Origin of the sequence: Stutzerimonas stutzeri (assembly GCF_000952685.1) — a bacterium.
GTDB lineage: Bacteria > Pseudomonadota > Gammaproteobacteria > Pseudomonadales > Pseudomonadaceae > Stutzerimonas > Stutzerimonas stutzeri_E.
Genome location: NZ_JYHV01000014.1, coordinates 135626 through 155544, shown reverse-complemented (window position 1 = coordinate 155544; position 19919 = coordinate 135626). Strand labels below are relative to the sequence as shown.

Sequence of the window (19919 nt, the reverse complement as noted above, 5' to 3'; positions counted from 1 at the left end):
CTTGCCGCCGTTTTTGCCCCTTGATATGCCTTTAGCGTGGAAGCCTTGCATGAGCACAGCAATAAGTGAGACTGCATATAACTATAAGGTGGTTCGCCAATTCGCCATCATGACGGTGGTGTGGGGAATTATCGGAATGGGCCTAGGTGTGTTTATCGCCGCACAGCTGGTGTGGCCTGAACTCAACTTCGACCTGCCCTGGACCAGCTTCGGTCGTTTGCGCCCGCTGCACACCAACGCAGTGATTTTCGCGTTTGGCGGTTGTGCATTGATGGCCACGTCCTTCTATGTGGTTCAGCGGACCTCCCAGACCCGCCTGTTCTCCGACGGACTCGCATCCTTCACGTTCTGGGGCTGGCAAGCGGTCATCGTTCTGGCCGTGATCACGCTGCCGCAGGGCTTCACCAGCTCCAAGGAATACGCTGAGCTGGAATGGCCTATCGACATCCTGCTGGCTATCGTCTGGATTAGCTATGCGGTAGTTTTCTTCGGCACCATCATGAAGCGCAAGGCTGCCCATATCTACGTAGGCAACTGGTTCTATGGCGCTTTCATCCTGGTGACGGCGATGCTGCATATCGTCAATAACCTGGAAGTACCTGTTACCTGGTTCAAGTCCTACTCGATCTACTCGGGCGCGACCGATGCGATGGTGCAGTGGTGGTACGGCCACAACGCCGTGGGCTTCTTCCTGACCACCGGCTTCCTGGGCATGATGTACTACTTCGTACCCAAGCAGGCTGGCCGTCCGGTCTATTCCTATCGCCTGTCGATCGTTCACTTCTGGGCGCTGATCACCCTGTACATCTGGGCCGGTCCGCACCACCTGCACTACACCGCACTGCCTGAATGGGCGCAAAGCCTGGGCATGGTGATGTCGATCATCCTGCTGGCACCGAGCTGGGGCGGCATGATCAACGGCATGATGACCCTGTCCGGCGCCTGGCATAAGCTGCGCACCGATCCGATCCTGCGCTTCCTGGTGGTCTCCCTGGCGTTCTACGGCATGTCGACCTTCGAAGGTCCGATGATGGCCATCAAGACCGTCAACGCGCTATCCCACTACACCGACTGGACCATCGGCCACGTACACGCCGGCGCCCTCGGCTGGGTGGCGATGATTTCCATCGGCGCCATCTATCACTTGATTCCGAAAGTCTTCGCCCGTGAACAGATGTACAGCATCGGTCTGATCAACGCGCACTTCTGGCTGGCCACCATCGGCACCGTGCTCTACATCGCCTCGATGTGGGTCAACGGCATTACCCAGGGCCTGATGTGGCGTGCGATCAACGAAGACGGCACCCTGACCTATTCCTTCGTCGAAGCGTTGGAGGCCAGCCATCCTGGCTTCATGGTTCGCGCATTGGGCGGTGCATTCTTCCTCTCCGGCATGCTGCTGATGGCCTACAACACCTGGCGCACCGTGCGTGCCGCCAAGCCGGCTGAACTCGAAGCCGCCGCGCAGATCGCCTGAGGGAACGAATAAATGAAGAATCACGAAATACTTGAAAAGAACGTCGGTCTGCTGACCCTGTTCATGGTCCTGGCGGTGAGCATCGGCGGTCTGACCCAGATCGTCCCGCTGTTCTTCCAGGACGTGGTCAACGAGCCGGTGGAAGGCATGAAGCCCTACACCGCGCTGCAGCTGGAAGGTCGTGACCTGTATATCCGCGAAGGCTGCGTTGGCTGCCATTCGCAGATGGTCCGTCCGTTCCGCGCCGAGACCGAGCGCTACGGCCACTACTCCGTCGCGGGCGAAAGCGTCTACGACCATCCGTTCCTGTGGGGCTCCAAGCGCACCGGTCCGGACCTGGCCCGCGTCGGCGGCCGTTACTCCGACGATTGGCACCGCGCGCATCTCTACAACCCGCGCAACGTTGTGCCTGAATCGAAGATGCCTTCTTACCCCTGGCTAGTCGAGCACAGCCTCGACGGCAAGGACACCGCCAAGAAGATGGAAGCCTTGCGCAGCGTAGGCGTGCCTTACACCGAAGAAGACATCGCCGGTGCGAAGGACGCGGTCAAGGGCAAAACCGAAATGGATGCCCTGGTCGCCTACCTGCAAGTACTTGGCACTGCACTCACCAACAAACGGTAACGCACGATGGATATCGGGACTCTCCGCGGTCTGGGCACCGTTCTGGTTTTCGTCGCCTTCGTTGGCGTCGTGCTATGGGCCTACAGCAGCAAGCGCAAGAAAAGCTTCGATGAAGCCGCCAACCTGCCCTTCGCAGATGAGCCCGACACCAAGAAGCGTGATGAAGAAGCTTCCAGGAGTAAGAAATAAATGACCACGTTTTGGAGTTGGTACATCACCCTGTTGAGCCTGGGGACCATTGCCGCACTGGTCTGGCTGCTGCTCGCGACTCGCAAGGGACAACGCCACGACAGTACCGAAGAAACCGTTGGCCATTCCTACGATGGCATTGAGGAGTATGACAATCCGCTCCCACGCTGGTGGTTCATGCTGTTCGTCGCCACCGTGATCTTCGCCCTTGGCTATCTCGCCCTGTACCCGGGCCTCGGCAACTGGAAAGGTCTCCTGCCCGGCTATGAGGGCGGCTGGACCCAAGTCAAGGAATGGCAGCGCGAAGTGGACAAGGCCAACGAGCAATACGGTCCGCTGTACGCCAAGTTCGCGGCGATGCCGGTCGAAGAAGTTGCCCAGGACCCGCAGGCCCTGAAAATGGGGGGACGACTGTTCGCCTCCAACTGCTCCGTCTGCCACGGCTCTGACGCCAAAGGCGCCTATGGCTTCCCTAACCTGACCGATAACGACTGGCTGTATGGTGGCGCGCCTGAAACCATCAAAACCACCATCATGGAAGGCCGTCAGGCAGCCATGCCGGCCTGGCGCGATGTGCTGGGTGAGGAAGGCATTCGCAACGTTGCCGGTTACGTTCGGAGCCTGTCCGGCCGTGACGTTCCCGAGGGCATCAGCGCCGATATTGAGCAGGGTCAAAAAATCTTCGCGACGAACTGTGTAGCTTGTCATGGCCCTGAAGGCAAAGGCACTCAGGCAATGGGCGCGCCCGATCTGACCGACAATATCTGGCTGTACGGCTCGAGCTTCGGACAGATTCAGCAGACGCTTCGCTACGGTCGAAACGGGCGCATGCCAGCCCAGCAAGAACACCTTGGCAACGACAAAGTGCACCTGCTGGCCGCTTATGTGTACAGCCTCTCGCAGAAGTCGGAGAACTGATCCGACTGATTCAGGCGCGACCGACGGTCGCACCTGATATCAACAATCGAGGCGTACCATTCGCAGCAGGTAAGCAAAAGATCCCGGCCGGCACGTATCGACCGGGACACTCACCCTCCGCCGTGGTACGTATTCGATGTCCGAGCAAATCCCCGTTCATGATGTAACCCCTCCTGCCAAGGTCGCCTCGTCTTCCGACCTTTACGCTGCTCGCGAAAAAATCTACACCCGCTCCTTCACCGGCCTGTTTCGCAATCTGCGACTCGTCGGCGGCGCGCTGCTGTTCATTCTCTATTTCGGAACCGTGTGGCTGACCTGGAACGGGCGTCAGGCGGTCTTTTGGGATTTGCCCGAGCGCAAGTTCTACATCTTCGGCGCAACGTTCTGGCCGCAGGACTTTATCCTGCTCTCCGCGCTATTGATCATTTGTGCCTTCGGCCTGTTCTTCATCACCGTATTCGCCGGTCGCGTCTGGTGCGGTTACACCTGCCCGCAAAGCGTGTTCACCTGGGTGTTCATGTGGGCGGAAAAGGTCACCGAGGGTGATCGCAATCAGCGCATGAAGCTCGATAAGGCGCCGATGAGTGCCAACAAGCTCACCCGCAAGATCGGCAAGCATGTCATCTGGCTGGCCGTGTCGCTGGCCACTGCCATCACGTTCGTCGGTTACTTCACGCCAATCCGCGAACTGGTGCCGGATCTGTTCACACTTCAGGTTGGCGGCTGGGCGGCATTCTGGGTGGGCTTCTTCACTCTGGCGACCTATGGCAACGCCGGCTATCTGCGCGAGCAGGTGTGCATCTACATGTGCCCCTACGCGCGCTTCCAGAGCGTGATGTTCGACAAGGACACCCTGATCGTCTCTTACGATCCGCGCCGCGGCGAGCGCCGTGGACCCCGCAAGAAGGACGCCGACTACAAGGCCATGGGCCTCGGCGACTGCATCGACTGCACCATGTGCGTCCAGGTCTGCCCCACCGGCATCGACATTCGTGACGGTCTGCAGATCGAATGTATCGGCTGCGCGGCCTGTATCGACGCTTGCGACACTATCATGGACAAGATGAACTACCCGCGCGGGCTGATCAGCTATACCACCGAACACAACCTGTCCGGACAGACGACCCACCTCGTGCGGCCACGCCTGATCGGTTACGCCGTCGCGCTGATCGCGATGATGAGCGTGTTCGGCTACGCGGTGAGCGATCGCTCCCTGGTCAAGCTCGATGTGCTCAAGGATCGGGTGCTGTATCGCGAGAACGAGCAAGGCAGAATCGAGAACGTCTATACGCTGAAGGTCATGAACAAGGCGCAGAACGAGCAGACATTCATCATCGAGGCCACCGGTCTTGATGGTCTGCAATACGAGGGGCGTCGCGAAATCCGTGCCGAGGCCGGTGAGCTGGTCACCGTTCCGGTGGAGCTCTCGGTCGCACCGGAACAACTTCCATCGAGCACCAACGACATCGTCTTCCACATCAGATCGGCAGACGACTCCGCAATCGAAGACGAAGCAGAAAGCCGTTTTATCGGCCCAAGCATTCGCTGAACAGGTAGTACATGAGCAATCCCGACCTCGAAAACACCCGTTGGTATACCCAGTTCTGGGCCTGGTTCGTCATTGGCATTCTGCTGCTCTCGGTCATCCTCGGCACCTCGATGTTGACCATCGCGATCCGCAATTCCGACACCCTGGTCTCGGACAATTATTACGATGCCGGCAAGGGTATTAACCAGTCACTGGAGCGCGAGAAGCTCGCCGAGCGCCTGCAAATGCAGGCGAATATCGTCCTGAACGACGCGCGAGGGCTGGCCGAGGTGCAACTGAGCGGTCACAGCGGGCCGCAGCAACTGGTGCTCAATCTGATCTCCCCCACTCAGCCCGAGCGCGATCGCCGCATTGTGCTCCAGCCCCAGGGTGATGGCTTCTACCAGGGGCAAATGCAGGAGCCGGTCACCGGTAGACGTTTCGTCGAGCTACTCGGCCGAGAGGGCGACCAGGACTGGCGCCTGTTCGAGGAAAAGGAAATCGTAAGCGGCCAAACGCTCAAGCTGAGCCACTGATCGGTCGATGGCGAGTCCTACTCCCTGCTACCACTGCGGGCTTCCTGTTCCTGCTGGCAGCGCCTTCCACGCCCGCGTGTTCAACGAGCAGCGGGCGCTGTGTTGTCCTGGCTGCCAGGCGGTCGCAGAAGCGATAGTTCAGGGCGGACTGGAAAGCTACTACCTGCATCGTAGCGATGCCTCCATCAATCCCGACGCTCTGCCACAGGCACTCGCCGAAGAGTTGGCCCTCTATGATCGCAAGGACGTGCAGCAGCCATTCGTGCAGCACGAAGGCGAACTGGCCAGCACCTCCCTGATGATCGAAGGCATCAGCTGTGCCGCCTGCGGTTGGCTGATCGAGAAACATCTACGCGGACTCGACGGAATTGCCGAGGCCAGCCTGAACCTGTCCAATCACCGCCTGCGGGTCCGCTGGAGCGATGCCGCCCTGCCGCTCAGCGAGCTGCTCGCTGAGCTCCGACGCATCGGTTACGCCGCGCATCCATACCAGGCCGACCAGGCGGCAGAGCGCCTCGCACAGGAAAACCGTCGCAGCATGCGTCAACTGGGAGTGACCGGGTTGCTCTGGATGCAGGTCATGATGGCAACCATGGCGACTTGGCCAGAGTTCAACATCGACCTCTCGCCAGGCATGGCCAGCATTCTTCGCTGGACCGCCCTGCTGCTGACCACCCCTATCGTTTTTTATTGTTGTACCGACTTCTACAAGGGCGCGCTACGGGATCTACGCACCCGCCATCTGACCATGGATGTCTCGGTTTCCTTGGCCATCGGCGGCGCCTACGTCGCAGGCATCTGGTCGACCGTGACCGGCCAGGGCGATCTGTATTTCGACGCAGTAGGTATGTTTGCGCTGTTTCTGCTCGCCGGGCGCTTCCTGGAGCGCCGTGCAAGGGAACGCACCGCCGCGGCGACCGCGCAATTGGTCAACCTGTTGCCGACGTCCTGTCTGAAACTCTCTGAAGACGGCCAAACGACGCGCATTTTGCTCAGCGAGCTGCAGCTCGGCAATCGCGTGTTGGTGCATCCTGGCGCATTGATCCCGGCCGATGGTCGTATCGTCCATGGACAATCGAGCATCGACGAATCGGTCCTCACCGGGGAATATCTGCCACAGGCACGAGGCACCGGTGACACCGTCACCGCCGGCACCCTCAACGTTGAGGGCGGCCTGATCATCGAGGTGGGTGCTCTGGGCGACGGCACCCGCCTGTCCGCCATCGTGACTCTGCTCGAACGCGCCCAGTCGGACAAACCCCGACTGGCCGAACTGGCCGACCGGGTCGCACAGTGGTTCCTGCTGATCGTGCTGCTGACCGCCGCCGTAGTCGGCTTCGTCTGGTGGCAGATAGACCCGCAACGCGCGTTCTGGATCGTTCTCGCCTTGTTGGTTGCCACCTGCCCCTGCGCGTTGTCGCTGGCGACCCCAACGGCATTGACCACAGCGACCGGAACGCTGCACCGGCTTGGCCTATTGCTCACTCGCGGGCACGTGCTCGAGGGGCTCAATCACATTGACACGGTGATTTTCGACAAGACCGGTACCCTGACCGAAGGGCGCCTGACCCTGAGCGAGGTTCGCCCCCTGGCCGACCTGGATGGCGACGCCTGCCTAGCGCTGGCTGCCGCGCTGGAGAACCGCTCCGAGCATCCGATCGCCAAAGCGTTCGGCCGAGCGCCGCAAGCAGCCGATGCAGTGGACAACGTCCCCGGGCTGGGTCTGCAGGGCTCGGTCGATGGACGCGTCCTGCGCATTGGTCAGCCCGACTTCGTTGCCGCCGGCTACGCCGGTACTGCCCCGGCTATTCCCGGCGACCATGGCCAATGGCTGCTGCTGGGCGACATGCAGGGACCGCTGGCGTGGCTGGTACTCCAGGATCGCCTGCGCGAGGACGCGCCCGCACTACTGGATGCATGCAGGCGTCGTGGCTGGAAAACCGTCCTGCTATCCGGTGACAGCTCGCCGATGGTGGATGAGGTCGCTCGCCAGCTCGGCATCGCCGAAGCACATGGCGGGATGACCCCAACCGACAAGCTCACCCACCTGCAACGGCTGCAAGCCGAAGGCCGTCGCGTGTTGATGCTGGGTGACGGCGTCAATGACGCACCGGTGCTGGCGGCTGCGAACATCAGTGTGGCCATGGGTTCGGCGACCGATCTGGCCAAGACCAGCGCCGACGCGGTCCTGCTCAGTAACCGTCTCGACAGCTTGGTGCAGGCATTCGCCGTGGCCCGTCGCAGCCGTCGAATCATCATCGAAAACCTGGCCTGGGCGAGTCTTTACAACGGCCTGATTCTGCCATTTGCCGCCATCGGCTGGGTTACCCCGCTATGGGCAGCCCTGGGTATGTCGGCGAGCTCGCTGCTGGTGGTACTGAACGCCTTGCGGCTGACCCGACTGCCGAGTCCTTCCGCCCACCATCAGCCAGCCCTGGCTAGCGTAGGATAAAAGCCTCACGCTTGGTCCGCCCTGCCTTGCCGTAACGCTCTGGAGGCTCATATGGCCGCACTTTACATTCTGATCCCCGTCGCCGTGGTTCTGGTCGCCTTGGCCATCTGGGTCCTTTTCTGGGCAGTCGACAGCGGTCAGTACGATGATCTGGACGGCCCCGCTCATAGCATCCTGTTCGATGAGGAAGATCCCAAGCACCGCGCCGGTGTCGAGCAGGCGGATGGCGGCAGCGACAAAGGGAAAACCGATCGTGGCTGAACTGCTGCCACTGCTAGTGTCTGCCCTGGTCCTCGGCCTGCTCGGCGGAGGGCATTGTCTGGGCATGTGCGGCGGGTTGATGGGTGCTTTGACCATGGCGATTCCACCGGAGCAAAGGGGCAGACGCCTGCGCCTGCTGGTCGCCTATAACCTGGGTCGAATCCTCAGCTACGCCAGTGCCGGTCTGCTCATCGGGCTGGCCGGCTGGGCGGTCGCCAACAGCCCTGCCGCCATGGCGCTGCGCGTCGTAGCCGCGCTCCTGATGATCAGCATGGGCCTGTATCTGGCAGGCTGGTGGAGCGGCCTGACGCGTATCGAAGCGCTGGGGCGGGGCCTGTGGCGCCATATCCAGCCATTTGCCAGCCGGCTGATGCCGGTCAGGAGCCTGCCGCGAGCACTGTTGCTGGGCGCCCTCTGGGGTTGGTTGCCTTGCGGGTTGGTCTATAGCACCTTGCTCTGGGCAGCAAGCCAGGGCAACGCACTGGACAGTGCACTGCTAATGTTGGCATTCGGTATCGGCACCTGGCCCGTGCTCCTGGCCACCGGCCTGGCTGCCGATCGCCTAACTGCCATGCTACGCAAACGCGGCGTACGCATGCTCGGCGGAACCATGGTGATTGTGTTCGGCCTGTGGACATTGCCAGGCCCACATCAAGAATGGCTCATGGGCCACGGCACTCATGCGCCCCAACAGCAGGCGCCCGCACATCTTCACCATTAGCGGCACGCTCAGGGCATACCGGCAATGTCCGATAAGCGTGCCCCTGGCCTCGATCCGTCAGGGCTCTTTAGGTAGCTGACGTTTGTGCGCGGTCTTGTCGTAGGTGTCGACGATGATGCGAGCCGCCTCGTCTGGCACAGACTGGCCCTGCAGAAAGGCATCGATATCCCGATAGGACACGCCATGCGCGTCTTCGTCCGGCTTGCCGGGCGAAAGCTCCTCCAGGTCGGCCGTAGGGACTTTCTTCACCAATTGCTCAGGCGCCCCTAAGGCGGCGGCCAGCTCTCTGACCTGGTGTTTGACCAAGCCAGCCAGGGGCGTGAGATCACAGGCACCGTCACCGAACTTGGTAAAGAATCCCATCACTGCTTCGGCCGCATGATCGGTGCCGATGACCAAGCCTTGGCGTGCATTGGCAATAGTGTACTGAGCCACCATGCGCATCCGCGCCTTGGTATTGCCCAGCACGAAGTCGCGCTTCTCGGGCGTCAGCGCCTCCAGCGCCTCGGTCGCTCGCGACAATCCCTGCACAGCGGCGCCGATGTTCACCGTATGGCATTCGTCCGGCTTGATCGCATCGACCGCCAGTTGCGCCTCGTCTTCGTCGTGCTGAACCTGATACGGCAGGCGGACGGCGATGAAGCGGTAATCGTCTCCTTCTCCAGCGGCACGCATGCCTTCGACCGCACGCTGCGCGAGCATGCCGGCAGTGGTCGAATCGACGCCACCGCTGATTCCCAGAACCAGCGTCTTGAGGCCAGACTCGCGCAGGCATGACTGTATGAAGGCGACACGCCGGTCGATCTCAGCCTGTACAGCGGCAGGGCCGTCGAAGGGCGAGCAAACGTTGAGGGCGGCAGCGATCTCTTGCTGGCGGCTGTGCATGGAGTTCTCCTGTGCGAGTGGACGATTCGGGATCCTAGTTTGACTAATCGACCACAATCCAGCGAATAAATCTCCTCCTGCGCACCACCAGTCCGGCGTCCGCTGCCGGTCCGAGCTCGCTTGATACAGGTCAAGTCTGCGTGGCGGCGTGCATCCTAGAATCCCGTCACCGCAGTCAACCGAGAACGTAAGATGTTCGACGCCATTCGCTGGGATGCCGATCTGATCCATCGTTACGATCAGCCCGGGACACGCTATACGTCATACCCGTCGCCATTCCAGTTCAGCGGCAGCCTGGGTTCGTTTGATCTGCTGCACGCGCTGCGTCGCAGCCGGCATGCCAGCCGGCCGCTTTCGCTATACGTTCATCTACCGTTCTGCGCCAGCGTCTGCTACCACTGCCGGCGCAACAAGGTCATCACCGACGATAGCGGACGAGCGTCTTCTTATCTGCAGCGCCTGGAAAAGGAAATCGAGATGATCGCCTGTCACCTCGGCGCTGATCAGGTGGTCGAACAGTTATTTTTCGGTGGCGGCACACCGACCTTCTTAAGCCATGAGCAATTGCGACAGTTAATGGCGCACCTGCGCAAGCAGTTCAGTCTGCAGGACGACGATCACGCAGACTTCGGCATCGAGATCGATCCGCGTGATGCGGACTGGCCGACCCTCGGGCTATTACGCGAGCTCGGATTCAACCGCGTCAGCATCGGCCTGCCGGACCTGGATCCGGCGGTGCAGCGGGCCATCAATCGAGTGCAGACGTTCGAGCAGACCCAGACGATCATCGAGGCCGCTCGAACCCTGCAATACCGAACGATACAGATTGATCTCGTCTATGGATTACCGCTACAGAAGCCGGAACGTTTCGCGCAAACAGTGGATGCTGTCATTGCCCTGCAACCGGACCGCGTAACCGTATCCAGTTATGCGCATGCCCCTGAACGGTATATGACACAAAGACGAATCGACGCCGCAGACATCCCGGCGTCGGCGGACAGGCTGGCGATGCTGCAACACAGCACGGAACGGCTGACCCGTTCCGGTTACCGTTATATCGGCATGGATCATTTCGCCCTGCCTGACGACGAACTGGCGATGGCCCAAGAAGACGGCAAACTGCAACGCAGCTTTCAGGGCTATACCACCCACGGCTACTGCGATCTTATCGGCTTGGGCGTTTCGGCGATCAGCCAGATTGGTGACCTGTACTGCCAGAACAACAGCGATATCACCCTCTACCAACAGACGCTGGACCAGGGTCAATTGGCAACGGTTCGCGGACTGCGCTGCAATGAAGACGATCACATCAGACGCCGGGTGATTCAGGCACTGGCGTGCAATTTCGAGCTGCACTTCGAAGAAATCGAGCGGGACCATGGGATCGGCTTCAAGACATACTTCGAGACGATCTGGCCAGCCCTGGAGCAGATGGCCGCCGATGGCCTCATTCAACTGCAGGATGACGCCATTGTCATCCCGCCAACCGGACGTCTATTGGCCCACTCGGTGTGCATGCTGTTCGACCGTTACCTGTCTGTACGCTCCGCTCCGCGTCTTTCCCAAGCCATCTAATCCTTAAAAACCGACCTGCGACCCTTGTGCCAATTGGCCTATGTCCCGTGCCTGAGTTAATCTTGCGCGTCCCGTAAGGTTTTTCAGGAACGCCAATGTCCGAGTCGATCAAGGCCCGCAAGCTGCCGCAACCTCATTGCAAGGATTGCAGTCTTTCCGGCCTGTGCCTTCCGCTCTCTCTGAACATGCAGGATATGGAGGCGCTGGATGACATCGTCAAGCGCGGGCGTCCACTCAAAAAAGGTGAGATGCTTTTCCGTCAGGGCGATGCGTTCAGTTCCGTGTTCGCCATTCGCTCCGGGGCCCTGCGTACGTTCAGCGTCACGGACGCCGGCGAAGAGCAGATCACGGGTTTCCACTTGCCTAGCGAGCTGGTCGGGCTTTCCGGCATGGATACAGAAACCTATCCGGTATCCGCACAAGCGCTTGAAACGACCTCGGTCTGCGAAATTCCTTTCGATCGCCTCGATGAGCTCAGCGTGCTGCTGCCTCAACTGCGCCGCCAGCTGATGCGCATCATGAGCCGTGAGATTCGCGATGATCAGCAGATGATGATGCTGCTGTCAAAGAAAACCGCCGATGAACGCATCGCGACCTTTCTGATCAACTTGTCGGCCCGCTTCAGTGCGCGTGGCTTTTCGGCCAACCAGTTCCGTCTACCCATGTCTCGCAACGAAATCGGCAGCTACCTGGGGCTGGCGGTAGAGACCGTCTCCCGCGTGTTCACTCGCTGTCAGGCGAACGGCCTGTTGGAAGCCGAAGGCAAGGAAGTTCGTATCCTTGACTCCATTCGGTTATGCGCCCTGGCGGGCGGAAACATGGACGCGTAGTGGGGTCCGTATGATTTTCGATGAGTTCTCGATCAAGACGCTGATACGCCCGGTCCCGGATTTTCCGAAACCAGGCGTGATATTTCGGGATATCACCCCGCTATTGCAGTCGCCCAAAGCCCTGCGCATGGTGGCTGACAGCCTGATCCAGCGTTATGTCGAAAGTGATTTCAGCCATGTCGGAGCGCTGGATGCCCGCGGCTTCATCATCGGCTCGATCATCGCCTACGAGCTGAACCGCCCGCTGATTCTATTCCGCAAGAAAGGCAAGCTCCCGGCCGACGTGCTGGCTGCCTCCTATCGCACCGAATACGGCGAAGCCTACCTCGAAGTGCATGCAGACAGCCTCTGCGAAGGTGATTCGGTGCTACTGCTGGACGACCTGATTGCAACCGGCGGCACGCTGGTTGCCGCTGCTCAGCTGGTTCGCCGCATGGGCGCTCATATTCACGAAGCTGCTGCGATCATCGACCTGCCTGAGTTGGGTGGCTCGCGCAAGTTGCAGGACATGGGCATCCCCACGTTCACGCTGACCGCATTCGAGCTGAACGAGCGCTAGGCGTGTTTCGCACGGCGGCTGCGACCATCCGCAGCGGAGCGCTGCTGGGTCTGCTGGCCTTCTGTCCGGCTACCTTTGGGCTCGACCGCAACGCCTTGCTCGATGAGGCGAACCTGTTGCTCCTTCCGCGTGAACGGCAGCTGCCGAACCTGGAATTCGTGGACGAGCACGGCCAGGCCGTCGCGACCGATTCGCTACGCGGCCGCTGGCATCTGTTGTTTTTCGGGTTCACTGCTTGTCCGGATATCTGTCCTACGACGCTGAGTGACATGCGCCGCCTGTTCGGCCAGTTACCGCCCTCTATCAGCGATCAGCTCCAATTGATATTGGTCAGCGCCGATCCGGCCCGGGACACTCCCGAGGCGCTGCGTACCTATCTCGGCTATTACCGAGCAGGATTCAAAGGTTGGACCGGCGACATGAGGCAACTGCAAGAACTGTCCAAGGCGCTGGGCCTCCCGTTCATCCCCGCAGAGAATACCGAGGGCGATTACAGCGTCAGTCACAGCGGTAACCTGGCGATTGTCAGCCCCGAGGGCAAGCTGCGCGGGTACATTCGCACCCCACTTAAACTGGATGGCCTGCGCCAAGCTCTGTCGCAGGTAATCGAAGCCGAGTGATCTTGGGATAACAGGCGCTCAGCAGACCTTAGTGGCAATCCAGTGTGTCGGCCAATACATAGGCCTGGAAGGCGACCTCATCAACCCAGTGCTGAGTGACGTCGGCCAGCATCTGTCTTCCTCGGTTGGATGAAACGGCCTGCTCGATCCGCTGCTGCAGCGTCACGTCATCCGCCTCGACTCGCAAAGGCAAAACGGCTTCTTCTAATCCGGGCAGCAGCCGGTTATAGCGACGCCATTCGGGAAGAGCGGCGATCTGCTGCAGCAATAGACGATCAGCTACCACCGCCTGGCATTCACCGAGTTTCAAACCGATCAGCGCTTGCGCAGTGCTGGGAAAAGCGCGGGCATGAGCACCGAAGCGAGAGGCAACGACCTTGGCATGTGGGCTGCCCGCCGCGACACAAAACGGCCTACCAGCAAGCTCCGCCCATTTGGCAGGTCCCGTGTCGGCTGCCGTCAGCCCTGCAAGCTCGCTGGCGTAGTAGACCGCGCCCGAGGCGGTCGCTCCAACCTTGAGATCGGCCCGCGCGCCTGGGTCGACCAGAGCGATATCGCTACCCAGCAACTCACCCAAGCGAGCAAGCCATAAGGCCTCGAATCCATCGGTCACCGGCTCCGCTTCTGTCGCCTTGAGCGGTCGATATTCACCAATCAGTAGCGCGTGCAAAGGCGCCGCAAAAGAGCTGACAGGGACCATCAACAGGAGCATCAGCCACAGCAGCCATGACTTCACGGCGCACCTCTCAAACGTACTGGTAGCGCAGCATACGTTGCTTGAATTTCTCCAACACGACCTGATCGATCAGGGTCGCGAGAATGGCGATGACCAGGATGTTCATCATCACCCCTGCCATATCGGCAATCTCGCCGGAATAGGCAAGCGAGCGTCCTAGGCCCTGACCAAAGCCGATCAGCATTTCCGCCGAGATCAGCGCCCGCCACGCGTTACCGAAGGCCAGCTGCGCGCCAGTGATCAGCTCCGGCATGACCGCTGGCAGATAGACCCGTCGCAGCAATTGCCAGCGCGATGCCCCCATTACCCGAGCGGCGGCAACATGGACTGGCTGCACACTTTCGGTGGCATTCATCACAGACAACGCCATAGGGAAGAACGCCGCCAAGGCGACCACCACGATGATGGGTAGATTGCCGAATCCCATCACGATGAGAAACAACGGCACCCAGGCGATCGAGGGAATCGATTGAAGAATCACGATGGCCGAGCGCAGGATTTCGCGGAAGAAAAACAGCACACCTCCCACCAAACCGAACCCGATACCGAACAGCAATGCAAAGCTGTACCCACTGCCCAGCCGACTCATGCTGCCGTATAGCCCCTCACGGAACACAGGCTCTTGAACCGTGGTAAGCAATCGCTCGAAAACGACCGGAATTCCCGGCATCAGAAACGCCGGCAGGCTCCAGGCCGCGATCTGCCAGATCAGCAGAATGAACAGAACAGCCAGCACAACGGCAAAGTATTTTTTCGGACCGGTAAGACGACGTCCCTGGCTCATCAGTGCCCTACCTCCGTCTTGATACCCAACAACCGAAGTATCTCGCGCCGCTCGGCAGCGAATTCGGACAGATCGTGGCTCTTCTCGCAATGGGTGAAATTGAAGGTTTTCAGCACCCGTGCCGGACGCGCGCTGAACACCAGTACGTGGTCGGCCAGGTACAGTGCTTCGTCAACGTCATGGGTCACCAGCAGTACGGTGGGTTGGTGCTCATCGATCAGCTCACGCAGCACGTCCTGCAAGGCCATGCGCGTCAGTGCATCGAGCGCGCCGAAGGGCTCATCCAGCAGCAGCACTTCCGGTTTGGCGATAAAAGCACGAGCCAATGCGGTGCGCTGGCGCATGCCGCCGGAAACCTGATGCGGATAGTAATGTTCGAACCCGTCCAGACTCACTCGGGCGAGCCAGGCCTTTGCCTGCTCGAACGCGTCGGTCTTGGCCACCCCCTGCAACTCCAGAGCCATGGCGACGTTGGCCTGCAACGAGAGCCAGGGATACAGCGCATGCTCCTGAAACACCAGAGTCCGTCGGGGGCTTGGGCCCGGTATTTTCTTACCATCGGCCAGCACCCGCCCTGCCGTGGGGTTCTCCAGCCCGGCAACCAGATGTAGAAGTGTCGATTTGCCACAACCGGAAGGCCCTACCAGGGCAACCAGCTCGCCTTGAGCGAATTCACCATTGAAGCCCTTGATGACTTCGAGCTGCCCGAAATGCTTGTCTACTTCTTCAAACCTGAGCTGCATCGCGTTGAAGACCTCAAAAACTGCCCAACTGAAGGGCTTGAATGACACTGCCCGGCACTAAGGCCGGGCAGTGTATGGAACGATCTGCTGCCGACCTTAGAGTTCGCGAGCTTGCTGCCAGGAAAGGTCGAGGATGGCGCTGGTGTCGAACGGTTTACCATCGCGGGTCTTGAGCGACCCGAGATCCTGAAGGATGTCGGCCAGTTCCTGGATACGCTCCAGGTCCTCGCTGCCCAGCTTGGCGCTAAAGGTCTGAGTGGCGATGGCTTCTTCAATGACCACTTCGCGAGGCAGGTCACCACGATTGAGGGTCTTGAGCGTCGGTTCGGCAATGAAGTAGTCAGCGATGAGCTTCGCCGCTTCGGCCGGCTGATTTTCCAGCATGTCGATCGCCTCTCGCTGGGCGTCCAGCGATTGCCACACCGCCTCCTTGCGCTTCTCCAAGGTCTCGCCGGAAGTGATTACAACCATGCAGGGAAATGGCCAGACCTCGCCAATCTCGTAGATCTGCTTCACAGGAGCCACGAGTTGAGCGATGCGATCATAGGGTTCGAAGAGGAACGCTGCATCGGCACGCCCTGAAACAAGGGACTGCACCGCCACCGCCGGGCTGGTGCCCATGATGTTCACCTCACTCGGAGCAAGGTTGGCGGCTTTCAGCGTCACGCCGCGCAGGACTGCGTCGGCTGTGCTGCCCTCTTTCTGAGAGGCGAGAATTTTGCCCTTCAGGTCATTGATCTTCTCGATGCCACTACCTTCACGCGCCACGATCGAGTGGTAGCCCTGCTGTGCACCACCAACAACTTTAAGATCAGCGCCCTTCGAGGCCCATGCAACCGCATTGGTGAACCCGAGAACCCCTGTATCCAACTGGCCACCGATGATGGCCTTGATCAAATCGGTACCGGAGCTGAACTCGACCAGCTCGACATCAAGGCCATGCTTCTTGTACAGCCCCCCTTCGTAGGCAACCATCGCCTGGGCATCATCCATGACACGGATATAGCCGACCTTGAACGTTTCTTGTGCGTGCGCGAAGGTGCTCAACAGCAACAATGCGGAAACCAGCCAGTGTCTAGCCTTCATCATCGACCTCAAGTTCGTAGGCATCATTAGCTATATAACCAAAATCAAGCATGTAATAAGTTTTGGTTATTAAGCATTTCTGGCTTAGAACTTTACACGAAGTTCTTTGGGGTAGGCACTACTTAGCAGCCATAAGCCACTAACCCAGAGTTATAAGTTCATGTCTGCTGGGCCCGGCCCGCTCTCCGTCACGATGATCACAGCGTGATGGTCTTTCGCCCGGCCAACGCGTGAGCAAGGGTGCCGCCATCGACCAGATCGAGCTCGCCACCCAGCGGTACACCGTGCGCAATACGGCTGAGCGTCAATCCCTTCGGGATCAGTAACTGCGCGATGTAATGGGCAGTGGCCTCGCCTTCTACGGTCGGGTTGGTTGCCAATATCGCCTCGCTGAAATTACCTTCAGCCACGCGCACCAGGAGTTCGGGAATGCCGATGGCTTCGGGGCCGAGGCCATCGAGTGGGGACAAATGCCCCTTGAGAACGAAGTAGCGGCCGCGAAACCCTGTCTGTTCTACGGCGAACACATCCACCGGGCTTTGCACGATACACAGCAGTGAGTCATCCCGCCGCGGGTCGGCGCACTGCGGACAGAGTGCCTCCTCGCTCAGCGTACGACATTGCTGGCAATAGCCCACCTCTTCCATCGCTCGAGTCAACGCCTGGGCCAATCGGAGCCCGCCGCTGCGGTCACGCTCAAGCATTTGCAGTGCCATACGCTGAGCGGTTTTTTGCCCTACACCAGGCAGGACGCGCAGCGCATCGATAAGTTGACGAATAAGCGGGCTGAAAGACATGGAATTCACCGGAGCGGGGATGATACGAGGAGACAGGACGGCCGGGCCTCGAGCCGTGAAGACCGCCTGATCCTGGCGGTTTCACGGCTCGCATGGTCCGCCGATCGGGTGTCAGAGCGACACCCGGGCTGGATCAGAAAGGCATTTTGAAGCCCGGTGGCAACTGCATGCCATCGGTCATGCCCGCCATTTTTTCCTTGCTGTTCTGCTCGATCTTGCGCACCGCGTCATTCACCGCAGCGGCAATCAGGTCTTCGAGAATTTCCTTGTCTTCCTGCATCAGGCTGTCGTCCAGGCTGACGCGCTTGACGTCGTGTCGACCGTTCATCACGACACTCACCAGGCCGGCACCGGATTGACCGGTTACCTCAGCGTTGGCGAGCTCCTCTTGCATTTTCTGCATTTTTTCCTGCATCTGCTGCGCCTGCTTCATCAGGCCGGCCATGCCACCTTTCATCATGGGATCTACCTCGGATCAGGGTTCGGAGTGTTCTACGGGTTCGATGGTACCGTCGCGAATAACTGCGGCGAACTGTTGCATCAGTTGCTGCACTACGGGGTCGGTCTGGATCGACTGCTCTGCCGCTCGCTGACGCTCGCCGCGGCGGCGTGCCGCGGCCTGGGCAGGCGTTTCCTGTTGCGGTGTCTGCAGCTCGATATCGAGTTGCAATGTGCGCCCGTGGTATTGATTCAACGCATCGTTCAAGCGCCGATGCTGAGTCGCATTGAACAGAGCACTTTGCGCCGGATCCAAGTGCATGAGCCAGCGATCGCCATCTATGGATATCAATGTACAGTTGGCCGCAATGCTGCCGGTCAGACCGCCCAAGCCAAGCTTCAGATAGATATCGAGCCACTCGGCAGCCAAGCCGGTCGCAGGTTGAACCGCGGGCGCCGGCTCGGCGGCCTGCGGCTCCAACGCCAGATCGTCCAGCCCATCGAGATAAGCCTCGGCCTGGGTTTCAACCTCGAAATAGTCCTCGTCGGTCAACGGCGGCTCGTCATCGTCCGGCTCGCTTACCTCGACCACTGCAGCCAGATGCTCCGGCTCGCCAATGGGCTCGACCCTTTGTTCCAGGGCCTCGCTTTCCACCGCGACCGGCGGCGTAACGGGCGGCTCGTTCCAAGGCACATCGACAACCGGCGGAACAGGTTCCGGCTTTGTGGGCTCGGGTGTCGCATCAACCGGCACGGCACTCGTAGTGGATAACGGTTCTGGAGCAGGAACGGCGGCTGCCGAAGCGGGTCGCGGCTCTGCCTGCTGAGCGGGCTGAGGGGTAACGGCAGCAGGCTGCGCGGGTGCCTTCGGCACTACAACCGGATCGCGAACCGGTACAGCCGATGCCGCTGTACCGGCCACATCCGTTGTTCTGGAATCAGTCGTGGCCGGACTGATCCCCAAGCTCTTTAGTGACGTTCGCGGCGCGTCTTCGCTATCGGCAGGCCGGAACGCGAGCATGCGCAACAGGACCATTTCGAAGCCGCTGCGCGGATCGGGTGCCAGCGACAGGTCACGTCGACCGATCAGACCCATCTGGTAATAGAACTGTACATCCTCGGCCGGCAGTGCCTGCGCCAGCGCCAACACCCGATCACGATCGCCCTGGCCGTTGTCTACCGCGTCCGGCAACGCCTGAGCGACAGCGACACGGTGTAGCACGTTGAGTATTTCCGCCAGAACGCCGCCCCAGTCAGGCCCTTGTTCGGCAAGATGGCGAACCGCCTCCAGCAGCGCCCGGGCATCGCCTTCCAACAGCGCCTGCAATACGCCATACACCTGCCCGTGATCGAGAGTTCCCAGCATGCTGCGGACATCGGCCGCGAGCACCTTACCCTCACCGAATGCGATAGCCTGATCGGTCAGACTCATGGCATCGCGCATCGAGCCGTCGGCGGCGCGCCCCAGCAACCAGAGGGCATCTTCCTCGAAAGGCACCTGCTCGACACCGAGCACATGGGTCAAGTGCTCGACCACGCGCTCGGGAGGCATGTTCTTCAGCGAGAACTGCAAGCAGCGCGAGAGGATGGTCACCGGCAGCTTCTGCGGGTCCGTCGTGGCCAGCAGAAACTTGACGTGGGGCGGCGGCTCTTCGAGGGTCTTGAGCAGCGCATTGAACGAATGCGACGACAGCATGTGCACTTCGTCGATCAAATAGACCTTGTAGCGACCGCGGCTGGGTGCGTACTGCACATTGTCCAAAAGCTCGCGGGTATCCTCGACCTTGGTGCGGCTTGCAGCGTCAACCTCGATCAGGTCGACGAAACGGCCCTCGTCGATCTCTCGGCAGACCGAGCATTCGCCACAGGGCATGGAACTGATGCCGGTCTCGCAATTGAGGCACTTGGCGATGATTCGCGCGATGGTGGTCTTGCCGACCCCGCGCGTGCCGGTGAACAGGTAGGCATGGTGCAGGCGCTGGCTGTCCAGCGCATTGATCAGGGCCTTGAGCACGTGCGTCTGCCCGACCATTTCGCGGAACGAGCGCGGACGCCATTTACGGGCTAGTACCTGATAACTCATAACACCATCGCGGGATAAAGCAGAGGACGGGTAATGCTAGCGGAGCAGGCCGCAAATTGCATCCGGCCTGTCGCCCG

General features: G+C 60.3%; 21 protein-coding genes. 13 read left to right on the top strand and 8 right to left on the bottom strand.

All coding sequences use genetic code 11. From position 1 onward, the window contains the following. Nucleotides 1-49 precede the first annotated feature (49 nt). The 9 genes from ccoN (at nucleotide 50) to UF78_RS07515 (ending at nucleotide 8706) form a co-directional block, all read left to right on the top strand. Nucleotides 50-1477 carry a cytochrome-c oxidase, cbb3-type subunit I gene (ccoN, locus tag UF78_RS07555; RefSeq protein WP_045161477.1) on the top strand — a complete coding sequence of 476 codons (1428 nt, stop codon included), beginning with the start codon at nucleotides 50-52 and terminating at the stop codon, nucleotides 1475-1477. A gap of 12 nt (nucleotides 1478-1489) precedes the next feature. Continuing rightward, on the top strand, nucleotides 1490-2101 hold the full coding sequence (ccoO, locus tag UF78_RS07550; RefSeq protein WP_045161476.1) for a cytochrome-c oxidase, cbb3-type subunit II: 612 nt from the start codon (nucleotides 1490-1492) through the stop codon (nucleotides 2099-2101). Between the two features lie 6 nt (nucleotides 2102-2107). Continuing rightward, nucleotides 2108-2290 (top strand): CcoQ/FixQ family Cbb3-type cytochrome c oxidase assembly chaperone, encoded by a 183-nt coding sequence (locus UF78_RS07545; RefSeq protein WP_045161475.1) that lies wholly within the window; start codon nucleotides 2108-2110, stop codon nucleotides 2288-2290. Then, nucleotides 2291-3208: a cytochrome-c oxidase, cbb3-type subunit III gene (gene ccoP, locus UF78_RS07540; RefSeq protein WP_045161474.1), complete on the top strand. Its 918-nt coding sequence runs from the start codon at nucleotides 2291-2293 to the stop codon at nucleotides 3206-3208. A gap of 136 nt (nucleotides 3209-3344) precedes the next feature. Next, nucleotides 3345-4757 (top strand): cytochrome c oxidase accessory protein CcoG, encoded by a 1413-nt coding sequence (gene ccoG / locus UF78_RS07535; protein ID WP_045161473.1) that lies wholly within the window; start codon nucleotides 3345-3347, stop codon nucleotides 4755-4757. 11 nt (nucleotides 4758-4768) lie between these two features. Beyond that, entirely contained in the window at nucleotides 4769-5272 is a 504-nt protein-coding gene (locus tag UF78_RS07530) for a FixH family protein (protein WP_045161472.1), read from the top strand. Between the two features lie 7 nt (nucleotides 5273-5279). Beyond that, nucleotides 5280-7724 carry a heavy metal translocating P-type ATPase gene (locus UF78_RS07525; RefSeq protein ID WP_045161471.1) on the top strand — a complete coding sequence of 815 codons (2445 nt, stop codon included), beginning with the start codon at nucleotides 5280-5282 and terminating at the stop codon, nucleotides 7722-7724. A gap of 51 nt (nucleotides 7725-7775) precedes the next feature. Beyond that, nucleotides 7776-7985: a cbb3-type cytochrome oxidase assembly protein CcoS gene (gene ccoS / locus UF78_RS07520; protein WP_045161470.1), complete on the top strand. Its 210-nt coding sequence runs from the start codon at nucleotides 7776-7778 to the stop codon at nucleotides 7983-7985. After that, entirely contained in the window at nucleotides 7978-8706 is a 729-nt protein-coding gene (locus UF78_RS07515; RefSeq protein WP_045161469.1) for a sulfite exporter TauE/SafE family protein, read from the top strand. Before ccoS ends, UF78_RS07515 begins: the two co-directional genes overlap by 8 nt. Nucleotides 8707-8763: 57 nt before the next feature. Here the strand turns inward: UF78_RS07515 and nadE are convergent, their stop codons facing one another. Continuing rightward, nucleotides 8764-9591, bottom strand: a complete 828-nt coding sequence (gene nadE / locus UF78_RS07510) for an ammonia-dependent NAD(+) synthetase (protein ID WP_045161468.1) — start codon at nucleotides 9589-9591, stop codon at nucleotides 8764-8766. A gap of 192 nt (nucleotides 9592-9783) precedes the next feature. On the opposite strand from nadE, the gene hemN reads away from it, so the two are divergent. The 4 genes from hemN (at nucleotide 9784) to UF78_RS07490 (ending at nucleotide 13175) form a co-directional block, all read left to right on the top strand. After that, nucleotides 9784-11166, top strand: coding sequence for an oxygen-independent coproporphyrinogen III oxidase (gene hemN, locus UF78_RS07505; protein WP_045161467.1), 1383 nt, complete (start codon nucleotides 9784-9786; stop codon nucleotides 11164-11166). A gap of 95 nt (nucleotides 11167-11261) precedes the next feature. Next, a complete protein-coding gene (fnr, locus tag UF78_RS07500; RefSeq protein ID WP_045161466.1) occupies nucleotides 11262-11996 on the top strand; it encodes a fumarate/nitrate reduction transcriptional regulator Fnr in 735 nt (244 codons plus the stop codon). A gap of 10 nt (nucleotides 11997-12006) precedes the next feature. Then, nucleotides 12007-12555: an adenine phosphoribosyltransferase gene (locus UF78_RS07495; protein WP_045161465.1), complete on the top strand. Its 549-nt coding sequence runs from the start codon at nucleotides 12007-12009 to the stop codon at nucleotides 12553-12555. A gap of 2 nt (nucleotides 12556-12557) precedes the next feature. Next, a complete protein-coding gene (locus tag UF78_RS07490; RefSeq protein ID WP_413043408.1) occupies nucleotides 12558-13175 on the top strand; it encodes an SCO family protein in 618 nt (205 codons plus the stop codon). 28 nt (nucleotides 13176-13203) lie between these two features. On the opposite strand, the gene UF78_RS07485 is transcribed toward UF78_RS07490, so the two are convergent. From UF78_RS07485 to dnaX, 7 genes are all read right to left on the bottom strand, one after another. Further along, the gene (locus UF78_RS07485) at nucleotides 13204-13911 is read right to left on the bottom strand and encodes a transporter substrate-binding domain-containing protein (protein ID WP_052679278.1); all 708 of its coding nucleotides are present in this window, start codon (nucleotides 13909-13911) and stop codon (nucleotides 13204-13206) included. 10 nt (nucleotides 13912-13921) lie between these two features. Further along, the gene (locus UF78_RS07480; RefSeq protein ID WP_045161464.1) at nucleotides 13922-14695 is read right to left on the bottom strand and encodes an ABC transporter permease; all 774 of its coding nucleotides are present in this window, start codon (nucleotides 14693-14695) and stop codon (nucleotides 13922-13924) included. After that, entirely contained in the window at nucleotides 14695-15438 is a 744-nt protein-coding gene (locus UF78_RS07475; protein WP_045161463.1) for an ABC transporter ATP-binding protein, read from the bottom strand. Before UF78_RS07475 ends, UF78_RS07480 begins: the two co-directional genes overlap by 1 nt. A 96-nt stretch (nucleotides 15439-15534) precedes the next feature. Next, nucleotides 15535-16524, bottom strand: coding sequence for an ABC transporter substrate-binding protein (locus tag UF78_RS07470; protein ID WP_045161462.1), 990 nt, complete (start codon nucleotides 16522-16524; stop codon nucleotides 15535-15537). Nucleotides 16525-16721: 197 nt separating this feature from the next. Next, nucleotides 16722-17321 (bottom strand): recombination mediator RecR, encoded by a 600-nt coding sequence (gene recR, locus UF78_RS07465; RefSeq protein ID WP_045161461.1) that lies wholly within the window; start codon nucleotides 17319-17321, stop codon nucleotides 16722-16724. Nucleotides 17322-17454: 133 nt separating this feature from the next. Further along, entirely contained in the window at nucleotides 17455-17781 is a 327-nt protein-coding gene (locus UF78_RS07460; RefSeq protein WP_025241324.1) for a YbaB/EbfC family nucleoid-associated protein, read from the bottom strand. Nucleotides 17782-17796: 15 nt separating this feature from the next. Then, nucleotides 17797-19842 carry a DNA polymerase III subunit gamma/tau gene (dnaX, locus tag UF78_RS07455; protein ID WP_045161460.1) on the bottom strand — a complete coding sequence of 682 codons (2046 nt, stop codon included), beginning with the start codon at nucleotides 19840-19842 and terminating at the stop codon, nucleotides 17797-17799. Nucleotides 19843-19919: the final 77 nt, after the last annotated feature.

Coding starts and splice junctions, on each gene's coding strand:
- ccoN (WP_045161477.1), top strand. CDS start 50: ATGAGCACAGCAATAAGTGAGACTGCATATAACTATAAGGTGGTTCGC.
- ccoO (WP_045161476.1), top strand. CDS start 1,490: ATGAAGAATCACGAAATACTTGAAAAGAACGTCGGTCTGCTGACCCTG.
- UF78_RS07545 (WP_045161475.1), top strand. CDS start 2,108: ATGGATATCGGGACTCTCCGCGGTCTGGGCACCGTTCTGGTTTTCGTC.
- ccoP (WP_045161474.1), top strand. CDS start 2,291: ATGACCACGTTTTGGAGTTGGTACATCACCCTGTTGAGCCTGGGGACC.
- ccoG (WP_045161473.1), top strand. CDS start 3,345: ATGTCCGAGCAAATCCCCGTTCATGATGTAACCCCTCCTGCCAAGGTC.
- UF78_RS07530 (WP_045161472.1), top strand. CDS start 4,769: ATGAGCAATCCCGACCTCGAAAACACCCGTTGGTATACCCAGTTCTGG.
- UF78_RS07525 (WP_045161471.1), top strand. CDS start 5,280: ATGGCGAGTCCTACTCCCTGCTACCACTGCGGGCTTCCTGTTCCTGCT.
- ccoS (WP_045161470.1), top strand. CDS start 7,776: ATGGCCGCACTTTACATTCTGATCCCCGTCGCCGTGGTTCTGGTCGCC.
- nadE (WP_045161468.1), bottom strand. CDS start 9,591: ATGCACAGCCGCCAGCAAGAGATCGCTGCCGCCCTCAACGTTTGCTCG.
- hemN (WP_045161467.1), top strand. CDS start 9,784: ATGTTCGACGCCATTCGCTGGGATGCCGATCTGATCCATCGTTACGAT.
- fnr (WP_045161466.1), top strand. CDS start 11,262: ATGTCCGAGTCGATCAAGGCCCGCAAGCTGCCGCAACCTCATTGCAAG.
- UF78_RS07495 (WP_045161465.1), top strand. CDS start 12,007: ATGATTTTCGATGAGTTCTCGATCAAGACGCTGATACGCCCGGTCCCG.
- UF78_RS07480 (WP_045161464.1), bottom strand. CDS start 14,695: ATGAGCCAGGGACGTCGTCTTACCGGTCCGAAAAAATACTTTGCCGTT.
- UF78_RS07475 (WP_045161463.1), bottom strand. CDS start 15,438: ATGCAGCTCAGGTTTGAAGAAGTAGACAAGCATTTCGGGCAGCTCGAA.
- UF78_RS07470 (WP_045161462.1), bottom strand. CDS start 16,524: ATGAAGGCTAGACACTGGCTGGTTTCCGCATTGTTGCTGTTGAGCACC.
- recR (WP_045161461.1), bottom strand. CDS start 17,321: ATGTCTTTCAGCCCGCTTATTCGTCAACTTATCGATGCGCTGCGCGTC.
- UF78_RS07460 (WP_025241324.1), bottom strand. CDS start 17,781: ATGATGAAAGGTGGCATGGCCGGCCTGATGAAGCAGGCGCAGCAGATG.
- dnaX (WP_045161460.1), bottom strand. CDS start 19,842: ATGAGTTATCAGGTACTAGCCCGTAAATGGCGTCCGCGCTCGTTCCGC.